Genomic DNA, 16,585 nt, shown 5'->3' with positions numbered 1-16,585 from the left:
GATGTCCTGAGACATCACACTGCGGAGACGAGGGGATTTGAACCCCTGGTCCCCGTGAGGGGACTCCACCTTAGCAGGGTGGTGCACTCGGCCGGACTATGCGACGTCTCCAGGCATCCGAACCGTGAAGACCGGATGCACCTTGCAATCATAACGGGTTCGTCTGGCAGGGACGAATCGGGGATCACCTGCCCCCAGCAGCGTCGACTGCAGGACGAGAGCACGCGTTCCGGTGCCCCCCTCCGACGGTCGGTCAGACCGCGCTCGACTCCCGCACGACGAGCTCGGGCTGGAAGCGCACGCGACGATCATGTTCGACGCCGTCGAGCTCCTTCAGAAGCAGGTCGACGCCGGTCCAGCCGAGCAGTCTGGCCGGCTGGCGCACCGAGCTCAGCGGCACCACGGTGGCGGAGGCGAAGTCGATGTCGTCGTATCCGACCATCGCGATGTCCTGGGGCACGCGGATCGCGGATCCGAAGCTGAAGGCCTGCAGCAGACCGACGGCGAGCAGGTCGTTGGCGGCGAAGACGGCGTCCGGGCGCGATTCCTCGGGCCGCGCCGCGATGGCCTCGCCGGCGGCCCTGCCCTGCAGCACGGTGAGCGCGGACTGCTCGAACACCTCGAGAGTGACGTCGGGGTGGGCTGCGACCGCCGCCTGCACCCCCCGAAGACGATCGGCGACCTGATGCACCGACTGCGGTCCGCCGACGAACGCGAGTCGGCGTCGTCCGGCCGAGAGCAGGTGCTCTGCCGCGAGCCGGCCGCCCTCGACGTCGTCGACGGACACCGACGGGAGAAGCCCCTCCTCCACCTCGCGGTCGACGAGGATCACTGGCATCCCCCCGGCTGCGAAGCGATGCACGGCCGAGAGGTCGTCGGAAGCAGGCGTCAGCAGCACGCCGTTGACGCGCTGCTCCTGGAAGAGTTCGAGATGAGCGACCTGGCGCTCGTCTCGCTCGTCGCTGTTGCCGAGCAGCACGGTCATGCCGGCATCCGCTGCTCTGTCTTCCGCTCCCCGTACGACCTCGGCGAAGAACGGGTTACCGATGTCGGGCACCACGAGACCGATGCTGCGGCTGCGTCCTGCCCGCAGCTGCCTGGCCGCGTCGTTGCGCACGAAGCCGAGCTCCTGGATGGCGCGCTGCACGCGTTCGACCGTCTTGGCGGACACGCGTTCCGGCTGGTTGAGCACGTTCGAGACGGTGCCGACCGAAACGCCGGCCGCAGCAGCGACGTCCTTCACCCCTACAGCCATGGCGTGCCTCCGTCCGTCCGCGCGTGCGCCAACGACTACCTTCTCATTCCTCGCCGCTCTCCCGGCGCCGACGACGCCCCGGCACGGCGACGACGGCGAGCGCCGCGCAGCCGATTCCGGCGATGAAGAGGGGCGCGAGTGCCCAGGTCACGACACCGGTGAAGACGGCCGCGGCCGCGATGTAGGCGGCACCTGCGGCATCCGCCCTGATCGCTCCGGGCACCGCACGCACGGCGTCCTTCCACCCGAGCGACGGCGACCAGGCGCCCGCTGCGAGGAGCACCGCGACGGCGAGAGCGAGCAGTCCCGCCCAGCCGACGACCGCGATGGCCCCGCCACCGGGCAGCGCGCCCGACCCTGCGAGCACCACATCGATCGTGAGCACGGTCGCGATCAGCGCAGCCGGCACACCGACGCCGAGCGACGGCAGGATGCCGGTGCGTACGTCTTCCCAGAACAGAGCAGTGCGCGAGTCCTCAGCGGCGACGAAGCGCCGAAGGTGGCGGATGCCGGCGGCCAGCGCGATCGGCAGGGTGACGACGCCGAGGGCGATGATCGTCATGAGCAGCCCGACTGTGAGGACTTCGCCGAACAGCCCGAACTTCGCCGTCGCGCCGGGGTTGACGCCCGGTTCGATACCGGCGACCGTGGGGCCTGCGCCTGAGCGCGCCTCACGCTTCGCGGCCCGATGGGCCCGACGGTCTTCGCGGATGACCGACACGGCTATCCCTTGAGTCCCTGGGTGGCCACGCCGTCGACGAGGAAACGCTGGAACACCACGAAGAACAGCAGCACCGGCAGCAGCGCGACGAACGAAGCCGTGACCGTCGCGCCGTAGTCGGACGACGAGGTCTGGTCGTTGTAGAGACGCAGCGCGATCGGCAGGGGGTAGTTCTCGGGGCTCGTCAGGTAGAGGAGAGGCCCGAGGAAGTCGTTCCACGCCCAGATGAACGAGAAGATCGCGCAGGTGATCAGTGCCGGTTTGATGAGCGGCAGGATGATCGACCAGAAGATCCGCAGGTGTCCTGCCCCGTCGATGCGGGCAGCCTCATCCATGTCGCGCGGCATCTGACGGATGAACTGCACGAGCAGGAAGACGAAGAACGCCTCGGTGGCGAGGAACTTCGGCAGGATCAGCGGGATGAAGGTGTCGACCCAGCCGAGCTGGTTGAAGATGATGTACTGCGGGATGATCACGACGTGGAACGGCAGCAGCAGCGTGCCGATCATCGCCGCGAACAGCACCCCGAGCCCCTTGAACTGCACGCGGGCGAACGCGTAGGCGGCGAGCGCGGACGAGAGCACGGTGCCGACGACCGCGGACACCGCGAGGATCAGAGAATTCAGGAAGAAGCGCCACATCGGCACTCCGGCGATGCCCTCCATGACCTTGCCGTAGTTCTCGACAGTGGGCGCCTGCGGGAACAGGCCCGGGTTCTGACCGAACTCGGAATTCGGCTTGAACGTCGACAGGAACAGCCACAGCAGGGGATACAGCACGACCGCGGTGAGCACGATCAGACCGATGAACCAGATGACGGTCTGCCAGGTCTTGCGCTTGATCCTGCGACGAGGGGCGGAGGCGGAGGCAGTGACGACAGCCTCGGTGGTGGGGGTGGTGATGCTCATTTGTCGTCTCCCGAGTAGTGCACCCACGACCTCTGGGTGCGGAAGAGGATGAAGGCGATGATCGCGACGACGACCAGCAGCACCCAGGCGATCGCCGCGGCGTAGCCCATCTGCCCGTCGGAGAACCCGCGCTTGTACAGGTACACGGTGATGAAGTTCGTCATTCCGGCAGGGCCGCCGGTGCCGTTCGAGATGATGTACGCCGACGCGAACACCTGGAACGCGCCGATCAGACCCAGCAGCAGGTTGAAGAACATCACCGGCGAGAGCATGGGGATGGTCACCGCGCGGAACCGGCGGTAGGCGTTCGCGCCGTCCATCTCGGCCGCCTCATACAGCTCCTTGGGGATCTGCTTGAGACCGGCGAGGAAGATCACCATCGTGGCGCCGAACTGCCACACGGCGAGCAGGATCATCATCGGGAGCACGAGGCCCGGGTTTCCGATCCATCCCCCGAGGTTGACCCCGAAGATCTGCAGACCGCTGTCGACCGGACCGTCGGAGGAGAACATCGCCCGCCACACGATCGCGACCGACACCGAGCCGCCGATGAGCGAGGGGGCGTAGAACGCGGACCGGAAGAAGCCCGCGCCCTTGTCGCGGTAGTTCAGCAGCATCGCGACGGCCAGCGCAGCCGCCAGGGTGATCGGGGTGCCGATGAACACGTAGACCAGGGTGATCTGCGCCGACTGGATGAAGTTCGGGTCGCTCGTGAACAGACGGATGTAGTTGTCCAGGCCGATCCACTTGGGCGGCTGGAAGATGTTGTACTTCGTGAAGGACAGGTACAGGGAGTACACCATCGGCACTCCGGTCAGCCCGAAGAAGCCGATCAGCCACGGGGTGAGGAACGCATAGCCGGTCGCGGTCTCGCGACGCAGTCGTGCGCGCTGTCCGGGCCGTGCGAGTTCGTTCTCGGGGCGGCGGCCGCTGCGCAGCGCCCGCCCCCGCCCGGACTTCTTGCCCGTGACGATCGTCCTGGTCGCCGTCGTGCTCATGACAGCTCCTTCCGAAGTGGGTGGGGTGCGGCGGGCCGGGCGGAGATCGCCCGGCCCGCCGGCGGGATCACTGGTTGAGGACGACGTCCATCTCGGAGAAGAACTGCTCCACGGCCTCGTCGACCGTCGTCGTGCCGAAGTTCAGCTCGGTGCCGAGCACCCGGAACTTCTCCTCGAGAGTGCCGTAGCCGACGATCGGCACGGGCGGAGCATCGCCGAGGCGGTCGGAGATGGACTCCTCGTAATCCTTGACGAGCTGGCTCATCGGGTCGAGGTCGGCCGCCTCGAGAGCGGTCTCGGATGCCGGGAGGCCACGGTTCGTGCCGAAGATCTCACCGGACTCGGGCGAGTTCACCAGGAAGTTGACGAGCGTCGCCGCCGCCTCCGGGTGCTCTGTCTTGGCCGAGATCGTGTGCAGCATCGACGGCTTCAGGTAGAGGTCCTTCGCGCCGTCCTTGGTGACGGGAGGAGCCACGAGGCCGAGCTCGGTGTAGTTCTCACCGAGGTTGGCGAGGTAGCCGGCACCGAAGTTGTCCCAGGTCAGCTCGCTGGCGTTCTTGGCTGCGTCGAAGGCGCTCAGCGGGTTGAGCTCCTCGACGGTCTGCTGAGGAACGACGGCTCCGTCGCGGATGTCATCGCCGGACTCCCAGAACTCCTTCAGGCGGTCCTCGTCGAAGCCGGGGGTGCCGTCCTCGTCGAACAGGTTCTTGCCCTCGCTGCGCAGCTGGATCTCGAAGTTCTGGATGCGGCCGGTCCAGTCGGACCCACCCCAGAACGCTCCGCCGCTGGCATCGGTGACCTCGCCGATCCACTCGTCGTAGTCTTCCCAGTCGCCGCCGGCGAACTGCTCGACGCCCGCGGTCTCGAGGAGCGCCGGGTTCGTGAACATGCCCCACGCGTTGGTGGAGGTCGCGATGCCGTAGGTGGTGTCGTCGACGACGCCGATGCCGAGGATGTTCTCGGGCAGCGGGTCGGTCTCGATCACGGATCCGAGGTAGGGCTCGAGGTCGAGCAGCAGGCCGTTCTCGGAGTACTGACGCAGGTACGAGTAGTCGAACTGCATCACGTCGGGGAGTCCGCCACCGGCGGCCTCGGTCTGACGCTTCTCCCAGAACTCCGGGAACCCGAGGAACGTCGCGTTCACCGTGATGTTCGGGTACTCCTCGTTGAACGCCTCGATCGCCTGGTTGTACAGGTCGGCGCGGACGTCGTTGCCCCAGAATGCGAGATCGAGCGTGACCTTCTCGTCAGGATCGTAGGTGGCCCCGCCCTCGGGGGTGCCGCCGCCGGCGCAGCCGGCGAGTACCAGCGCTGCGCTGGTGGCGACGGCCGCTGCGGCCGCCAGACGCTTCTTGCTGAACATCGTTGTCCTCTCTGGTGAACGTCCTCGTTCGGCTGAGCCGCGGAACGCCTGTGTCCATGTGGTGCGGGATGCGATCTCCGAAGTGCGGGGGAAAACGCTTACCTGCACGCTAATCGAGATTGAAACGTTTCGCAACCGGCAATAGTCCGCGACCGGATTACATCGATTACGACGGGAAATTCCAGTCTTTCACGACCAGGTTCCCGGCCTCGACCTCGAGACTCAGCCGATATACCGCAGCTCGTCTCTGCTCGCCCGTCGCGGCGTGCACCGGCGCTGCCTCCGCGGTGCCGAAGAAGTAGAACCACAGCTCGTCGCCATGGTGCACATGGGCGCCGTGATTGCCATGCCCGCCCCCGGGAGCATCGGCGAGGATGACGGCATCCTCACCGCCCTGCCGGGTCCACCGGATGCCGTCGTTCGAGCGATACACGCCCATCCCCCGCCACTCGTCGACGATCATCCACCAGAACCCGCCGAGATCGAAGACCGTCGGGCCCTCATGGGGGCGTCCGCTGATCGCGATGCCGTCGAGACGCCACTCCGCGAGGTCGGCGGATGACGCGACCATCGTGACCGAGTCCGCCGCCTCGTCCTTGTACCAGATCCGCCAGAGGCCGTCGGGGGTGCGGGCGACGGCCGCGTCGATGACCCGATCGCTGCTCAGCGTGAGCGGTCCGCGCCTCTCCCAGCGACGGAGGTCACCCGAGACGTACTCCACGATCTCCCGCACGAATCCGGGCCAGCGGTCGGGAATACCGTCGATCTCGGTGAGATACATGCGCCACTGCGCGCCGTCCCAGACGACCTCGGGCGCCCAGTGCGTACGGTCGACGTCGGCGGGCGGCGGCCCCGGCTCCAGGACGAGGTCGGATGCCGCGGGCTCCAGCGTGCCGGCGTACGACCACTCGACCCCGTCGTGCGAGGTGGCGACGCCGATGCGGCTGCCATGGATCCACGAGACGCCGGGACCGGCATCCTCGAGGCTCGCCCGGCGCTGCGTGTAGAACATCCACCACAGCCCGTCAGCGTCGATCACGACCCGCGGATCCGTCGCACCGTCGTAGATCGGGTCTCGGTAGAGCTCGATCATCGGCGGAGGTCGGTCACCGGGCTCGCGAAACCGGCACGATGCGTGGGGTGCGCGGCCAGCACCTCGGGCGTGATCACCGCGCCGTCGGATGCCGCCGACGCGTAGATCCCCGCGACGATCTCGAGCGACCGTGCGGGAGAATCCGCGGTCGCGGGCAGAGGTTCGCCGTCGAGCAACGCGTCGAACACGTCGCGCAGCAGCGGCTCGTGGTCGCTGCGCTCTTCGACATCGGGGAACGCCCACGAGGCCGCCTCGCCCTCGAAACCGGGAGCCGGGGTGATCCGCCAGTTCTCGTGCCCGTGACCGTAGACGTGATCGACGGTGATCGTGGCCTTCTGCGTGTCGATGCGGATCGAGCTCGCCTCTCTCGGCGAGACGGCACTCGTGATGAGCTGCGCCACAACCCCCTGCTCGAAGACGATGGTCGCGGTCGACACGTCTTCGGTCTCGGTCTCGCGGTCGAGCCTCCAGAGGCGTCCCTGCACCGACGACCAGTCACCCAGCAGGTGAGCGAGCAGATCGATCTGATGGATGCCATGACCGAGAGTCGTGCCACCGCCCTCCGTCTCCCACTTGCCGCGCCACGGCACCGCGAAGTAGTCCGCGTCACGGAACCACAGCGTCTGGCACACCGCGACGAGCGGGCGACCGAGCGCTCCGCTCTGCAGCAGCCCGCGAACGTGCGCCGCCGCCGTACCGGTGCGCTGCTGGAAAACGACCGCCAGCTGCTTGTCGGCCGAGAGTGCACCGGCGCGCATGTCGTCGAGCTCATCGAGAGACGGTGCCGGCGGTTTCTCGACGATCACGTGCGCGCCCGCGGCGAATGCAGCCAGCGACTGCACCCGGTGCGGCCCCGGCGGGGTGCAGATGAGCACGACGTCTGGATGCTCGGCGGCGAGCATCTCGTCGAGGTCGGAGTAGGCGGCGGCGATGTCGTATCTGCGGGCGAACTCCTCGGCTTTCTCGAAGCTGAGGTCGGCGACGGCGACGAGCTCTGCACGCGGGTAGGCGGCGACGGCGCGGGCGTGGGAGTTCGCCACGGAGCCGGTGCCCACGAGGGCAGCTCGAAGGGTCTTCTCGGAAGTCATCGGTCCTCCTCAGGACGGTGAGTCGCTGTCGTCTCAGATCGCGTCGTCTCAGATCGCGTCATCTCATGCCGTTCTGCACCAGGTGCAGCCGAGCGTATCGCCCGTCGGCGGCGAGCAGCTGATCGTGCGAGCCCTGCTCGACGATGCGGCCGTGTTCGAGCACGACGATGCGATCGGCCTGCCGAATGGTCGACAGTCGGTGCGCGACGACCAGGGTGGTTCGGCCGCGCATGAGTCGTTCGAGAGCCTCTTTCACGAGGCCTTCGGATTCGGGATCGAGGGCACTGGTGGCCTCATCGAGCAGCAGGATGCGCGGGTCGCGCACGAGCGCACGAGCGATCGCCAGACGCTGACGCTGGCCGCCCGACAGGCGCGCTCCCCGCTCGCCGACCACCGTGTCCCAGCCGTGCGGCTGCTCGCTCACGAACTCCCACGCGTTGGCATCGCGCAGCGCCCGCTCGACGCGGTCGGGCGTGACGTCGGGCATGCCGTAGGCGATGTTGTCGAAGACCGACCCCTCGAACAGCACCGATTCCTGCGGCACGACCGAGATCGAGCGACGGACCGTCCGCAGGTCCAGCTCCTGCATGTCCTGCCCGTCGAGCCTGATGCGGCCGCTGGTGGGCCTGACGAAGCCGAGCACCAGGTTGAGAAGCGTCGATTTGCCCGACCCCGACGATCCGACGAACGCGACGGTCTCGCCCGGCGCGATGCGCAGGTCGATCTCGAACAGGGCGTCCTCCTCGGCATCCGCATACCGATGCGTGGCCGAGTCGAGCACGATCTCGCCGGTGACGGCCGAGACCGTGCGCTTGCCGGAGTTCTGCTCGACGTCGGGCTCCTGCAGCACCTCGGCGATCGAACGGACGGACTCGAGGCCTCGCGCACCGACGGGGATGAGCATCAGCAGCTGCGTGAGCCCGCCGGTCAGCAGTGTGAAGTAGCTCGAGAGCATCACGACCTCACCGGGTGTGATCGGCAGGAACCCCGTGAGCGCGCACACCGCGGCGAGCATGAGGCAGGCGACGCCGAGCAGCTGCATGGCCACCCACGAGATCGACGCGACGCGTCCGTTGAGCAGATCGAGGTCGAGTCCCGCCCGGCGCACGCCGTCGGCACCGCCCGCGACCCGGGTGATCGCCGTCTCCTCGAGCCCGTGCGCGCGGGTCACCGGGATCAGCGACGCCATCTCGCCCACCCGCGCCGACAGGGTCTCGATCTCGCGACGGAACACCTCGTTACGGCGCTGCGAGCGGTTGCGCATGCCATAGCGGATGCCGATGGCGATGGGCACCGCGAGGGCGTAGACCGGCAGGAACTGCGGCACGGTGACGGCCGTCATGGCGAGCGCGCCGAGCATGACCATCATCGACGACAGGAGCGGGTGCGTGACCTGCTGCAGCATCAGCTCGACGTTCTCGACGTCGCGCACGACCTTGGTCTGCACGATCGACGAGCTCATGCGCGTGTGGTACCCGATCGAGAGGCTCTGCAGTCGGGCGGTGAGCGCATTGCGCAGGTCCGCGCCGAGATCGCGCACCACCGTCATGAAGTTGCGCGTGTAGATGATGTGGTTCGGGTAGTTCTGCAGCAGGAGGACGGCGGCGAGCGCGAACCACCAGAGCACCTCGGTGACGTCGCCCTTGCTCGCCACGACATCGATGATCGCGGCGGTGATGACCGGAAGGAACCACAGCGGGATCTCCTTCACCGCGAACGCGGTGATCGCGAACGTGAGGCGCCACGGGCGGCGGGCGACCAGACGCAACACAGAACGGGTCGGGTGCTGACCGTCGATGAGCGCGGCCGGGTGGGAAAGCGCTTTCTGCGTCATGGTCCTATCGTAGAGTCACCATCGTCGCCAGGGAAGCGCGACGACCTGATCCGGCCGGGAGCACACTCATGACCTTCGACGCAGCGTTCGACTGGGCCCGCCGCCACGTGCACGCCGAGCGATTGCCCACCGCCGTCGTCGGTATCGCGACGGCCGACGGCATCGTCGGCCTCGACGGCTTCGGCGCTGCCACGGATGCCGTCTACCCGCTGTTCTCGATCACCAAGGTCCTGACCGGCATCACGGCGGCAAGGGCGATCGAGCGCGGCCTGCTCACCCCGAACACTCCCCTGACCGATGCGCTCCCCGCCTTCGGATCCTCCCGCGATGACGTCGTGCGCCTGTGGCATCTCGCCTCACACACGTCGGGGATCTCCGAGCCCGCGCTCGACACGGCCCTGCCTTTGCGACACGAACTGCTCACCAGAGGACGCGACTTCGCGGCCGGAACAGCCTCGCGCTATTCGACCCTCGCCTTCGAGGGCATCGCGGCGCTGATCGAACATGCGACCGACAAGACCTGGGATGACGGCACTCTCGACTGGGCACATCGCATCGGCGCGATCGGCCTGACTCTCGACACCGCGCAGTCGGTCGGCGTGCCTGACGCTGCGGCAGGAGGACTCGACCTCGATCGATTCCACGCCACACGGGCACCGGGTGCAGGCCTGCTGGGCAGAGCCGAGGACCTGCTTCACCTCGGCGCCGAGCTGCTGCGCATCGACCGGGGCGGCCGCGACGGCATCCTCTCTCCGGCTGGTCTCGCCATGATGCGGCGCCCGCTCACGGGAGACATCCCGCGCCTCGACCCGTACCCCGACGAGCGCGGTCAGGACTGGGGCTTCACGTTCAACCTGCGGTCTCGGGCACCCGGGCTCGTCGACCGCGACGTCTTCGGCCACGGCGGATGGGCCGGCACCGAGTTCTGGGTGCACCCCGGCGCCGGAGTGGCCTGGGTGCTGCTCACCAACGCCGCCGTCCGTCCCGGCGTCGACGCCGACGAGCTCGACAATGCGGTGGTGAGCGCGCTCTAGACATCCGCGCTCACTTGACACGACGACCGCTCGTGTCTAATGTTGTGACCATTGAATGAAACGATTCAAAACTCCTCGATGAAGAGAGAACCATCATGACCCGCGTCGCGTTCCAGTTGCAGGTGCGTCCTGAGCTGCTCGACGAATACCTCGCCCGTCACTCGCCCGTCTGGCCCGAGATGCTGGCCGAGATCGCGGCCGCAGGCCGCCGCAACTACTCGCTGTTCCTCGCCGACGGCGGCACGCTCATCGGCTACTACGAGACCGATGACGATGCCGCGGCGCAGGCCTACCTCGCCGCCTCCGCCGTCGCCGCGCGGTGGGAGGCCGAGATGGGCCGCTTCTTCATCGATCTCGACGGTCGTCCCGACCAGGCAGCCACCGCACTCACCGAGGTGTTCCACCTCGAAGACCAGCTCGCCGACGCCGGCGACTCCGCAGCATCCGACATCGATGACAACGACACCCGCAACGACACCGAAGGCAGCGCCTCATGAGCATCCTCTCGTCCGACAACCTCGCCGCTCTCGAGCAGCAGGGCATCGAGCTCCCCAGTTGGGCGTTCGGCAACTCCGGCACCCGCTTCAAGGTGTTCGGCACGCCCGGCACGCCGCGCGACCCGTGGGAGAAGATCGCGGACGCCGCGCAGGTCAACACCTACACCGCGCTCGCTCCCTCGGTGGCGCTGCACATCCCGTGGGACCTCGTCGATTCGTTCTCGGATCTGCGCAAGCATGCCGAAGACCTCGGCGTGACCCTCGGCACGGTCAACTCCAACACCTTCCAGGACGACGACTACAAGTTCGGCGCCCTGACGCATGAAGACCCGACGATCCGCCAGAAGGCGATCGACCACCACCTCGCCTGCATCGACGTGATGGATGCCACGGGCAGCCGCGACCTGAAGATCTGGCTCGCAGAGGGCTCGAACTACCCGGGCCAGGCCGACCTGCGCGGTCGCCAGGACCGCCTGCAGGAGTCGCTGCAGCAGATCTACGCCCGCCTCGGCGACGACCAGCGCCTCGTGCTCGAGTACAAGTTCTTCGAGCCGGCGTTCTATCACACCGATGTTCCCGACTGGGGCACGTCGTACGCTCAGGTCTCCTCCCTCGGCGACAAGGCGATGGTGTGCCTCGACACGGGCCACCACGCCCCCGGCACGAACATCGAGTTCATCGTCATGCAGCTGCTGCGCCTCGGCAAGCTCGGCTCGTTCGACTTCAACTCGCGTTTCTACGCCGACGACGACCTGATCGTCGGCGCGGCCGACCCGTTCCAGCTGTTCCGCATCCTGTTCGAGGTCGTCCGCGGCGGCGGCCTCAACAACCCCGACGTGGCGTTCATGCTCGACCAGTGCCACAACGTCGAAGACAAGATCCCCGGTCAGATCCGCTCGGTGCTCAACGTGCAGGAGATGACGGCGCGCGCGCTGATCGTCGACCGCGAGGCACTGTCCGCCGCACAGAAGTCCGGCGACGTGCTGGCTGCGAACGCCGTCTTCATGGACGCGTTCTACACCGACGTGCGCCCGGCTCTCGCCGAGTGGCGCGAGTCGCGCGGGCTCGCCGCCGACCCGATGGCGGCCTACGCCGAGTCGGGCTACCAGCAGAAGATCGCCGCCGAGCGCGTCGGCGGTGTGCAGGCCGGCTGGGGCGCGTAACCTCGTCCGCTGACCCATGAGACCCGTCGGGATGCGGGAGCCGATCCCCGCATCCCGACGCCCCACCCACAGAAGGACGGATGCTGTGAGCGACCAGGTGCTCGACGGACCTCACGGACCGCTGCGCGTCCGCGTGTACGAGCCGGAGAAGCCTGCCGGACCCGGACTCGTCTGGGCGCACGGCGGAGGGTTCGCCGCCGGCGAGCTCGAGATGCCGGAGGCCGACTGGGTCGCACGGAGCTTCGCCGACCGGGGCATCGTCGTGGTCTCGGTGGACTATGCGCTGGCGCCGTTCCCTCGCACCTGGGCTGCGGCGGCCGGCTCCCCGGAACGTGCCGGCGTGCACTATCCGGTCGCCTCCGACGAGGTCGAGCACGCCTTCCGCTGGGCGGTCGACTCGGGTCTCGCAGAGGGCCCGTGGTCGATCGGTGGAGCGAGCGCCGGCGGCAACCTCGCGACAGGCGCAGCTCTGCGGATGAGCCACGGTTCCGGACCCGTCCCCGTTCTCGCGGTGCTCGCCTATCCGACGCTGCACGCCGTGCAGGGCGCACCGGATGCGACGCTGCGCGCAGCGCTCGACGCGGATCCGGAGGCCGACACGTTCGGCCCAGACCCCGTTCGGGTCATGTACGAGAACTACCTTGGCGGCTCTGTCGACGATGCCGACGTCTACGCGGTGCCCGGCACCGCGTCGGTCGATGAGCTCTCACGCTTCCCCGCCACGATCATGATCAACGACGAGGTCGACGAGCTGCGCGTCTCGGGTGAGGCCTTCGGCGCCTCATTGCGATCCGCCGGTGTCGACCTCGACATCTCGACCGAGCCTGGCACCCGCCACGGCCACCTCAACCGACCGGAACACGCGGGGGCGACAGCATCCATCGACCGCTTCGCCGCCCGCATCCTCGCCACTTCTCCCGAGAACAAGGAACAGCCATGACCAACCCCACCGCCGCCGCCCTCATCGAGCGGTCGAACCGCCTGGGCGCCGACCCCAAGAACACCAACTACGCCGGCGGCAACACGTCGGCGAAGGGCACCGAGACCGACCCCGTCACGGGTCAGCCGGTCGAGCTGATGTGGGTCAAGGGATCCGGTGGCGACCTCGGCACGTTGAAGGAGCAGGGCCTCGCCGTGCTCCGCCTCGACCGCATGCGCGCACTCGTCGACGTCTACCCGGGCCTCGACCGCGAAGACGAGATGGTCGCCGCGTTCGACTACTGCCTGCACGGCAAGGGTGGCGCCGCCCCGTCGATCGACACCGCGATGCACGGCCTCGTCGATGCCGCACACGTCGACCACCTGCACCCCGACTCCGGCATCGCCATCGCGACCGCCGCCGACGGTGAAGAGCTCACGGCGAAGATCTTCGGCGACAAGGTCGTGTGGGTTCCGTGGCGCCGCCCCGGCTTCCAGCTCGGACTCGACATCGCCGCGATCAAGGCGAAGAACCCGCAGGCGATCGGCACGATCCTCGGCGGCCATGGCATCACGGCGTGGGGCGATACGTCGGAGGAGGCCGAGGCGAACTCGCTGTGGATCATCGACACCGCCGCCGCCTACATCGAGGCGAACGGCAAGGCCGACCCGTTCGGCGGTGTCCGTGCCGGCTTCGAGGCCCTCCCCGAAACCGAGCGCCGTGAGCGCGCCGCCGCCCTCGCCGGCACCATCCGCGGCATCGCGTCGACCGACAAGCCGATGGTCGGCCACTTCACCGACTCCGACGTCGTGCTCGACTTCCTCGCCTCCGACCGGGCCCCCGAGCTCGCCGCTCTCGGCACCAGCTGCCCCGACCACTTCCTGCGCACTAAGGTCAAGCCGCTGATCCTCGACCTGCCCGTCACCGCATCCCTCGACGAGCAGATCGCCCGCCTGCACGAGCTGCACACCGAGTACCGCGCCGACTACCAGGCCTACTACGACGCGCACGCGACGGCCGAGTCTCCGGCGATCCGCGGCGCCGACCCGCTCATCGTGCTCGTTCCCGGCATCGGCATGTTCTCGTACGGGGCGAACAAGCAGACAGCCCGCGTCGCCGGCGAGTTCTATGTCAACGCGATCAACGTGATGCGCGGGGCCGAGGCGCTGTCGACCTACTCCCCCATCTCCGACGCCGAGAAGTTCGACATCGAGTACTGGGCACTGGAAGAGGCGAAGCTGCAGCGCATGCCGAAGCCGAAGTCGCACCAGGGCCGCATCGCGTTCGTCACCGGGGCTGCCAGCGGCATCGGCAAGGCCATCGCCACCCGCCTCGCGGCCGAGGGCGCCTGCGTCGTCATCGCCGACCTCGACCTCGAGAAGGCCCAGGCCGCCGCGGCCGAGCTCGGCAACACCGACGTCGCTATCGGCGTCGCGGCGAACGTCGCCGACGCCGACGCGATCCAGGCCGCGCTGAACGACGCCGTGCTCGCGTTCGGCGGCGTCGACCTCGTCGTCAACAACGCCGGGCTCTCACTGTCGAAGCCGCTGCTCGAGACCACTGAGAAGGACTGGGACCTGCAGCACGACGTCATGGCCAAGGGCTCGTTCCTCGTGTCGAAGGCGGCAGCCCGCGTGCTGATCGACCAGAAGCTCGGCGGAGACATCATCTACATCTCGTCGAAGAACTCCGTCTTCGCCGGCCCGAACAACATCGCGTACTCGGCGACCAAGGCCGACCAGGCCCACCAGGTGCGACTGCTGGCCGTCGAGCTCGGCGAGTTCGGCATCCGCGTCAACGGCATCAACCCCGACGGCGTCGTGCGCGGCTCTGGCATCTTCGCCTCGGGCTGGGGTGCGAACCGCGCCGCGACCTACGGCGTCGCCGAAGAGGACCTCGGTCAGTTCTACGCCAACCGCACGATCCTCAAGCGCGAGGTCGTTCCCGAGAACGTCGCGGATGCCGTCTATGTGTTGACGGGCCCCGAGCTCAGCCGCACCACGGGCCTGCACATCCCGGTCGACTCCGGCGTCGCCGCGGCGTTCCTGCGATGACGGTGCGGTCCGTCGCCGCCGTCGACCTCGGGGCGACCAGCGGTCGCGTCATGATCGGGCGGATCGGCGACGGCCGACTCGACCTCGACCTCGTCTCGCGGTTCCCCAACGGGCCCGTCGAACGCGAGGACGGCCTGCACTGGGACTTCGGCGCACTCTACGAGCATGTCGTCGCAGGGCTTGCCGAGGCCGTGCGCCGAGAGCCGGGCATCGAGAGCATCGGGATCGACTCGTGGGCGGTCGACTACGGCCTGCTGAAAGACGGCGAGCTTCTCGCCGAGCCATTCCACTATCGCGACGGTCGCACAGCGCGCGGGGTCGACGAGGTGCACGCGATCGCGCCCTTCGCCGAGCTGTACCAGCGCAACGGGCTGCAGTTCCTGCCGTTCAACACGCTCTACCAGTACCGCGTCGACGGCCGCCTCGCCGATGCTGACACCGCGCTGCTCATCCCCGACCTGATCGCCTTCCTGCTCACCGGAACGGCCGTCGCCGAGCGCACAAATGCCTCGACCACCGGGCTGCTCGGCGTCGAATCGGGCGAGTGGGACACCGAGCTGGCCGAGCGCCTCGGCATCCCGGCCGGCATCCTGCCCACGCTCGTCGATCCGGGCGAGGCCATCGGCATGCTGCGACCCGAGCTGGCTGAGCGCATCGGCAAGGAGCTGCCCGTGATCGCGGTCGGCTCGCACGACACCGCGTCCGCCGTCGTCGCCGCTCCCCTGTCGACGCCGCACTCCGCGTACATCTCGTGCGGCACGTGGGGCCTTGTCGGCGTCGAGCTGACCGAGCCGGTGCTGACGGACGCCGCGCGCGAGGCGAACTTCACGCACGAGCTCGGCGTCGACCGGCGCTATCGCTTCCTGCACAACGTGACGGGACTCTGGCTGCTGAGCGAGACCGTGCGCGCGTGGGAGGCGGAGGACGGAACGTCGATCGACCTGCCCGAGCTGCTGGCCGCGGCCTCCGCCGTCACGGGCGACGTGCCGCTGTTCGACGCGAACGACCCCTCGCTCAGCGCACCGGGAGACATGCCCTCGCGCATCGCGGCGCTCCTGGGAGCACAGGCGCCCTCGACGCGCCCCGCCTTCGCCCGCTCGATCGTCGAGTCGATCGCCACAGCGTTCGCGGATACGGTGCAGACGGCATCCGATCTCTCGGGGCGCGAGCTCGACAGCATCCATCTGGTGGGTGGCGGATCGCTGAACCGTCTGCTGTGCCAGGCGACGGCCGACCGCACCGGGCTTCCGGTGCTGGCCGGCCCCGTCGAGGCGACGGCCCTCGGCAACGTGCTCGTGCAGGCGCGCGCGCTCGGCGCTGCTCCGGCCTCGCTCGAGGAGCTGCGCGCCCTCGTCGCCGCGACTCACGAGCCGGAGCGGTTCGACCCGCGCTGACTCACACCCGTCCCCCACCCCGAGTCCCGTCCCGGCCACGGGCAGCCAGCCGCACACTTGGCTGGCCGATCCCCGGATGGATGCCGAGAACACCCTGTCCCGGCATCCATCCGTACTTTCGCCAGCCATCCGGGCGCGCCGGGCCGCACGGAGCACGGCACCCCCTCGGAGACGGATGCGTCGATCGACGCTCTCCACCCGGCTACCTCCGCGGCGCGCGCCGCACACTTGGCTGGCCGATCCCCGGATGGATGCCGAGAACAC

General features: G+C 68.4%; 14 protein-coding genes and 1 tRNA gene. 6 read left to right on the top strand and 9 right to left on the bottom strand.

Annotated elements, in window-relative coordinates; all coding sequences use genetic code 11:
* Positions 1–22: 22 nt before the first annotated feature.
* From MRBLWH13_RS00975 to MRBLWH13_RS00935, 9 genes are all read right to left on the bottom strand, one after another.
* A tRNA-Ser gene (locus tag MRBLWH13_RS00975) sits at positions 23–111 on the bottom strand.
* Positions 112–253: 142 nt separating this feature from the next.
* Positions 254–1,255 carry a LacI family DNA-binding transcriptional regulator gene (locus tag MRBLWH13_RS00970; RefSeq protein ID WP_341956488.1) on the bottom strand — a complete coding sequence of 334 codons (1,002 nt, stop codon included), beginning with the start codon at positions 1,253–1,255 and terminating at the stop codon, positions 254–256.
* Positions 1,256–1,298: 43 nt separating this feature from the next.
* Positions 1,299–1,976: a hypothetical protein gene (locus MRBLWH13_RS00965; protein ID WP_341956487.1), complete on the bottom strand. Its 678-nt coding sequence runs from the start codon at positions 1,974–1,976 to the stop codon at positions 1,299–1,301.
* Positions 1,977–1,978: 2 nt separating this feature from the next.
* On the bottom strand, positions 1,979–2,884 hold the full coding sequence (locus MRBLWH13_RS00960) for a carbohydrate ABC transporter permease (RefSeq protein ID WP_341956486.1): 906 nt from the start codon (positions 2,882–2,884) through the stop codon (positions 1,979–1,981).
* Positions 2,881–3,882, bottom strand: a complete 1,002-nt coding sequence (locus tag MRBLWH13_RS00955; protein ID WP_341956485.1) for a sugar ABC transporter permease — start codon at positions 3,880–3,882, stop codon at positions 2,881–2,883. Before MRBLWH13_RS00955 ends, MRBLWH13_RS00960 begins: the two co-directional genes overlap by 4 nt.
* 67 nt (positions 3,883–3,949) lie before the next feature.
* A complete protein-coding gene (locus MRBLWH13_RS00950) occupies positions 3,950–5,245 on the bottom strand; it encodes an extracellular solute-binding protein (protein WP_341956484.1) in 1,296 nt (431 codons plus the stop codon).
* Positions 5,246–5,411: 166 nt separating this feature from the next.
* The gene (locus MRBLWH13_RS00945; protein WP_341956483.1) at positions 5,412–6,338 is read right to left on the bottom strand and encodes a hypothetical protein; all 927 of its coding nucleotides are present in this window, start codon (positions 6,336–6,338) and stop codon (positions 5,412–5,414) included.
* Entirely contained in the window at positions 6,335–7,426 is a 1,092-nt protein-coding gene (locus MRBLWH13_RS00940; protein ID WP_341956482.1) for a Gfo/Idh/MocA family oxidoreductase, read from the bottom strand. The genes MRBLWH13_RS00945 and MRBLWH13_RS00940 overlap by 4 nt, the downstream gene beginning before the upstream one ends.
* 58 nt (positions 7,427–7,484) lie before the next feature.
* Positions 7,485–9,260 (bottom strand): ABC transporter ATP-binding protein, encoded by a 1,776-nt coding sequence (locus MRBLWH13_RS00935; RefSeq protein WP_341956481.1) that lies wholly within the window; start codon positions 9,258–9,260, stop codon positions 7,485–7,487.
* A gap of 68 nt (positions 9,261–9,328) precedes the next feature.
* On the opposite strand from MRBLWH13_RS00935, the gene MRBLWH13_RS00930 reads away from it, so the two are divergent.
* From MRBLWH13_RS00930 to MRBLWH13_RS00905, 6 genes are all read left to right on the top strand, one after another.
* Entirely contained in the window at positions 9,329–10,294 is a 966-nt protein-coding gene (locus MRBLWH13_RS00930; RefSeq protein WP_341956480.1) for a serine hydrolase domain-containing protein, read from the top strand.
* 95 nt (positions 10,295–10,389) lie between these two features.
* A complete protein-coding gene (locus MRBLWH13_RS00925; RefSeq protein WP_341956479.1) occupies positions 10,390–10,791 on the top strand; it encodes an L-rhamnose mutarotase in 402 nt (133 codons plus the stop codon).
* Complete coding sequence (gene rhaI / locus MRBLWH13_RS00920; protein ID WP_311244796.1) at positions 10,788–11,954, top strand: L-rhamnose isomerase; 1,167 nt, start codon at positions 10,788–10,790, stop codon at positions 11,952–11,954. Before MRBLWH13_RS00925 ends, rhaI begins: the two co-directional genes overlap by 4 nt.
* 85 nt (positions 11,955–12,039) lie before the next feature.
* Complete coding sequence (locus tag MRBLWH13_RS00915; protein WP_341956478.1) at positions 12,040–12,894, top strand: alpha/beta hydrolase; 855 nt, start codon at positions 12,040–12,042, stop codon at positions 12,892–12,894.
* Complete coding sequence (locus MRBLWH13_RS00910) at positions 12,891–14,927, top strand: bifunctional aldolase/short-chain dehydrogenase (protein WP_341956477.1); 2,037 nt, start codon at positions 12,891–12,893, stop codon at positions 14,925–14,927. Before MRBLWH13_RS00915 ends, MRBLWH13_RS00910 begins: the two co-directional genes overlap by 4 nt.
* On the top strand, positions 14,924–16,321 hold the full coding sequence (locus MRBLWH13_RS00905; protein WP_341956476.1) for a rhamnulokinase family protein: 1,398 nt from the start codon (positions 14,924–14,926) through the stop codon (positions 16,319–16,321). Before MRBLWH13_RS00910 ends, MRBLWH13_RS00905 begins: the two co-directional genes overlap by 4 nt.
* Positions 16,322–16,585 lie beyond the last annotated feature (264 nt).

Source organism: Microbacterium sp. LWH13-1.2 (assembly GCF_038397735.1).
GTDB lineage: Bacteria > Actinomycetota > Actinomycetes > Actinomycetales > Microbacteriaceae > Microbacterium.
The sequence above is the reverse complement of the archived record's forward strand: the minus strand, read 5'-3'. Positions and strand labels throughout refer to the sequence as shown.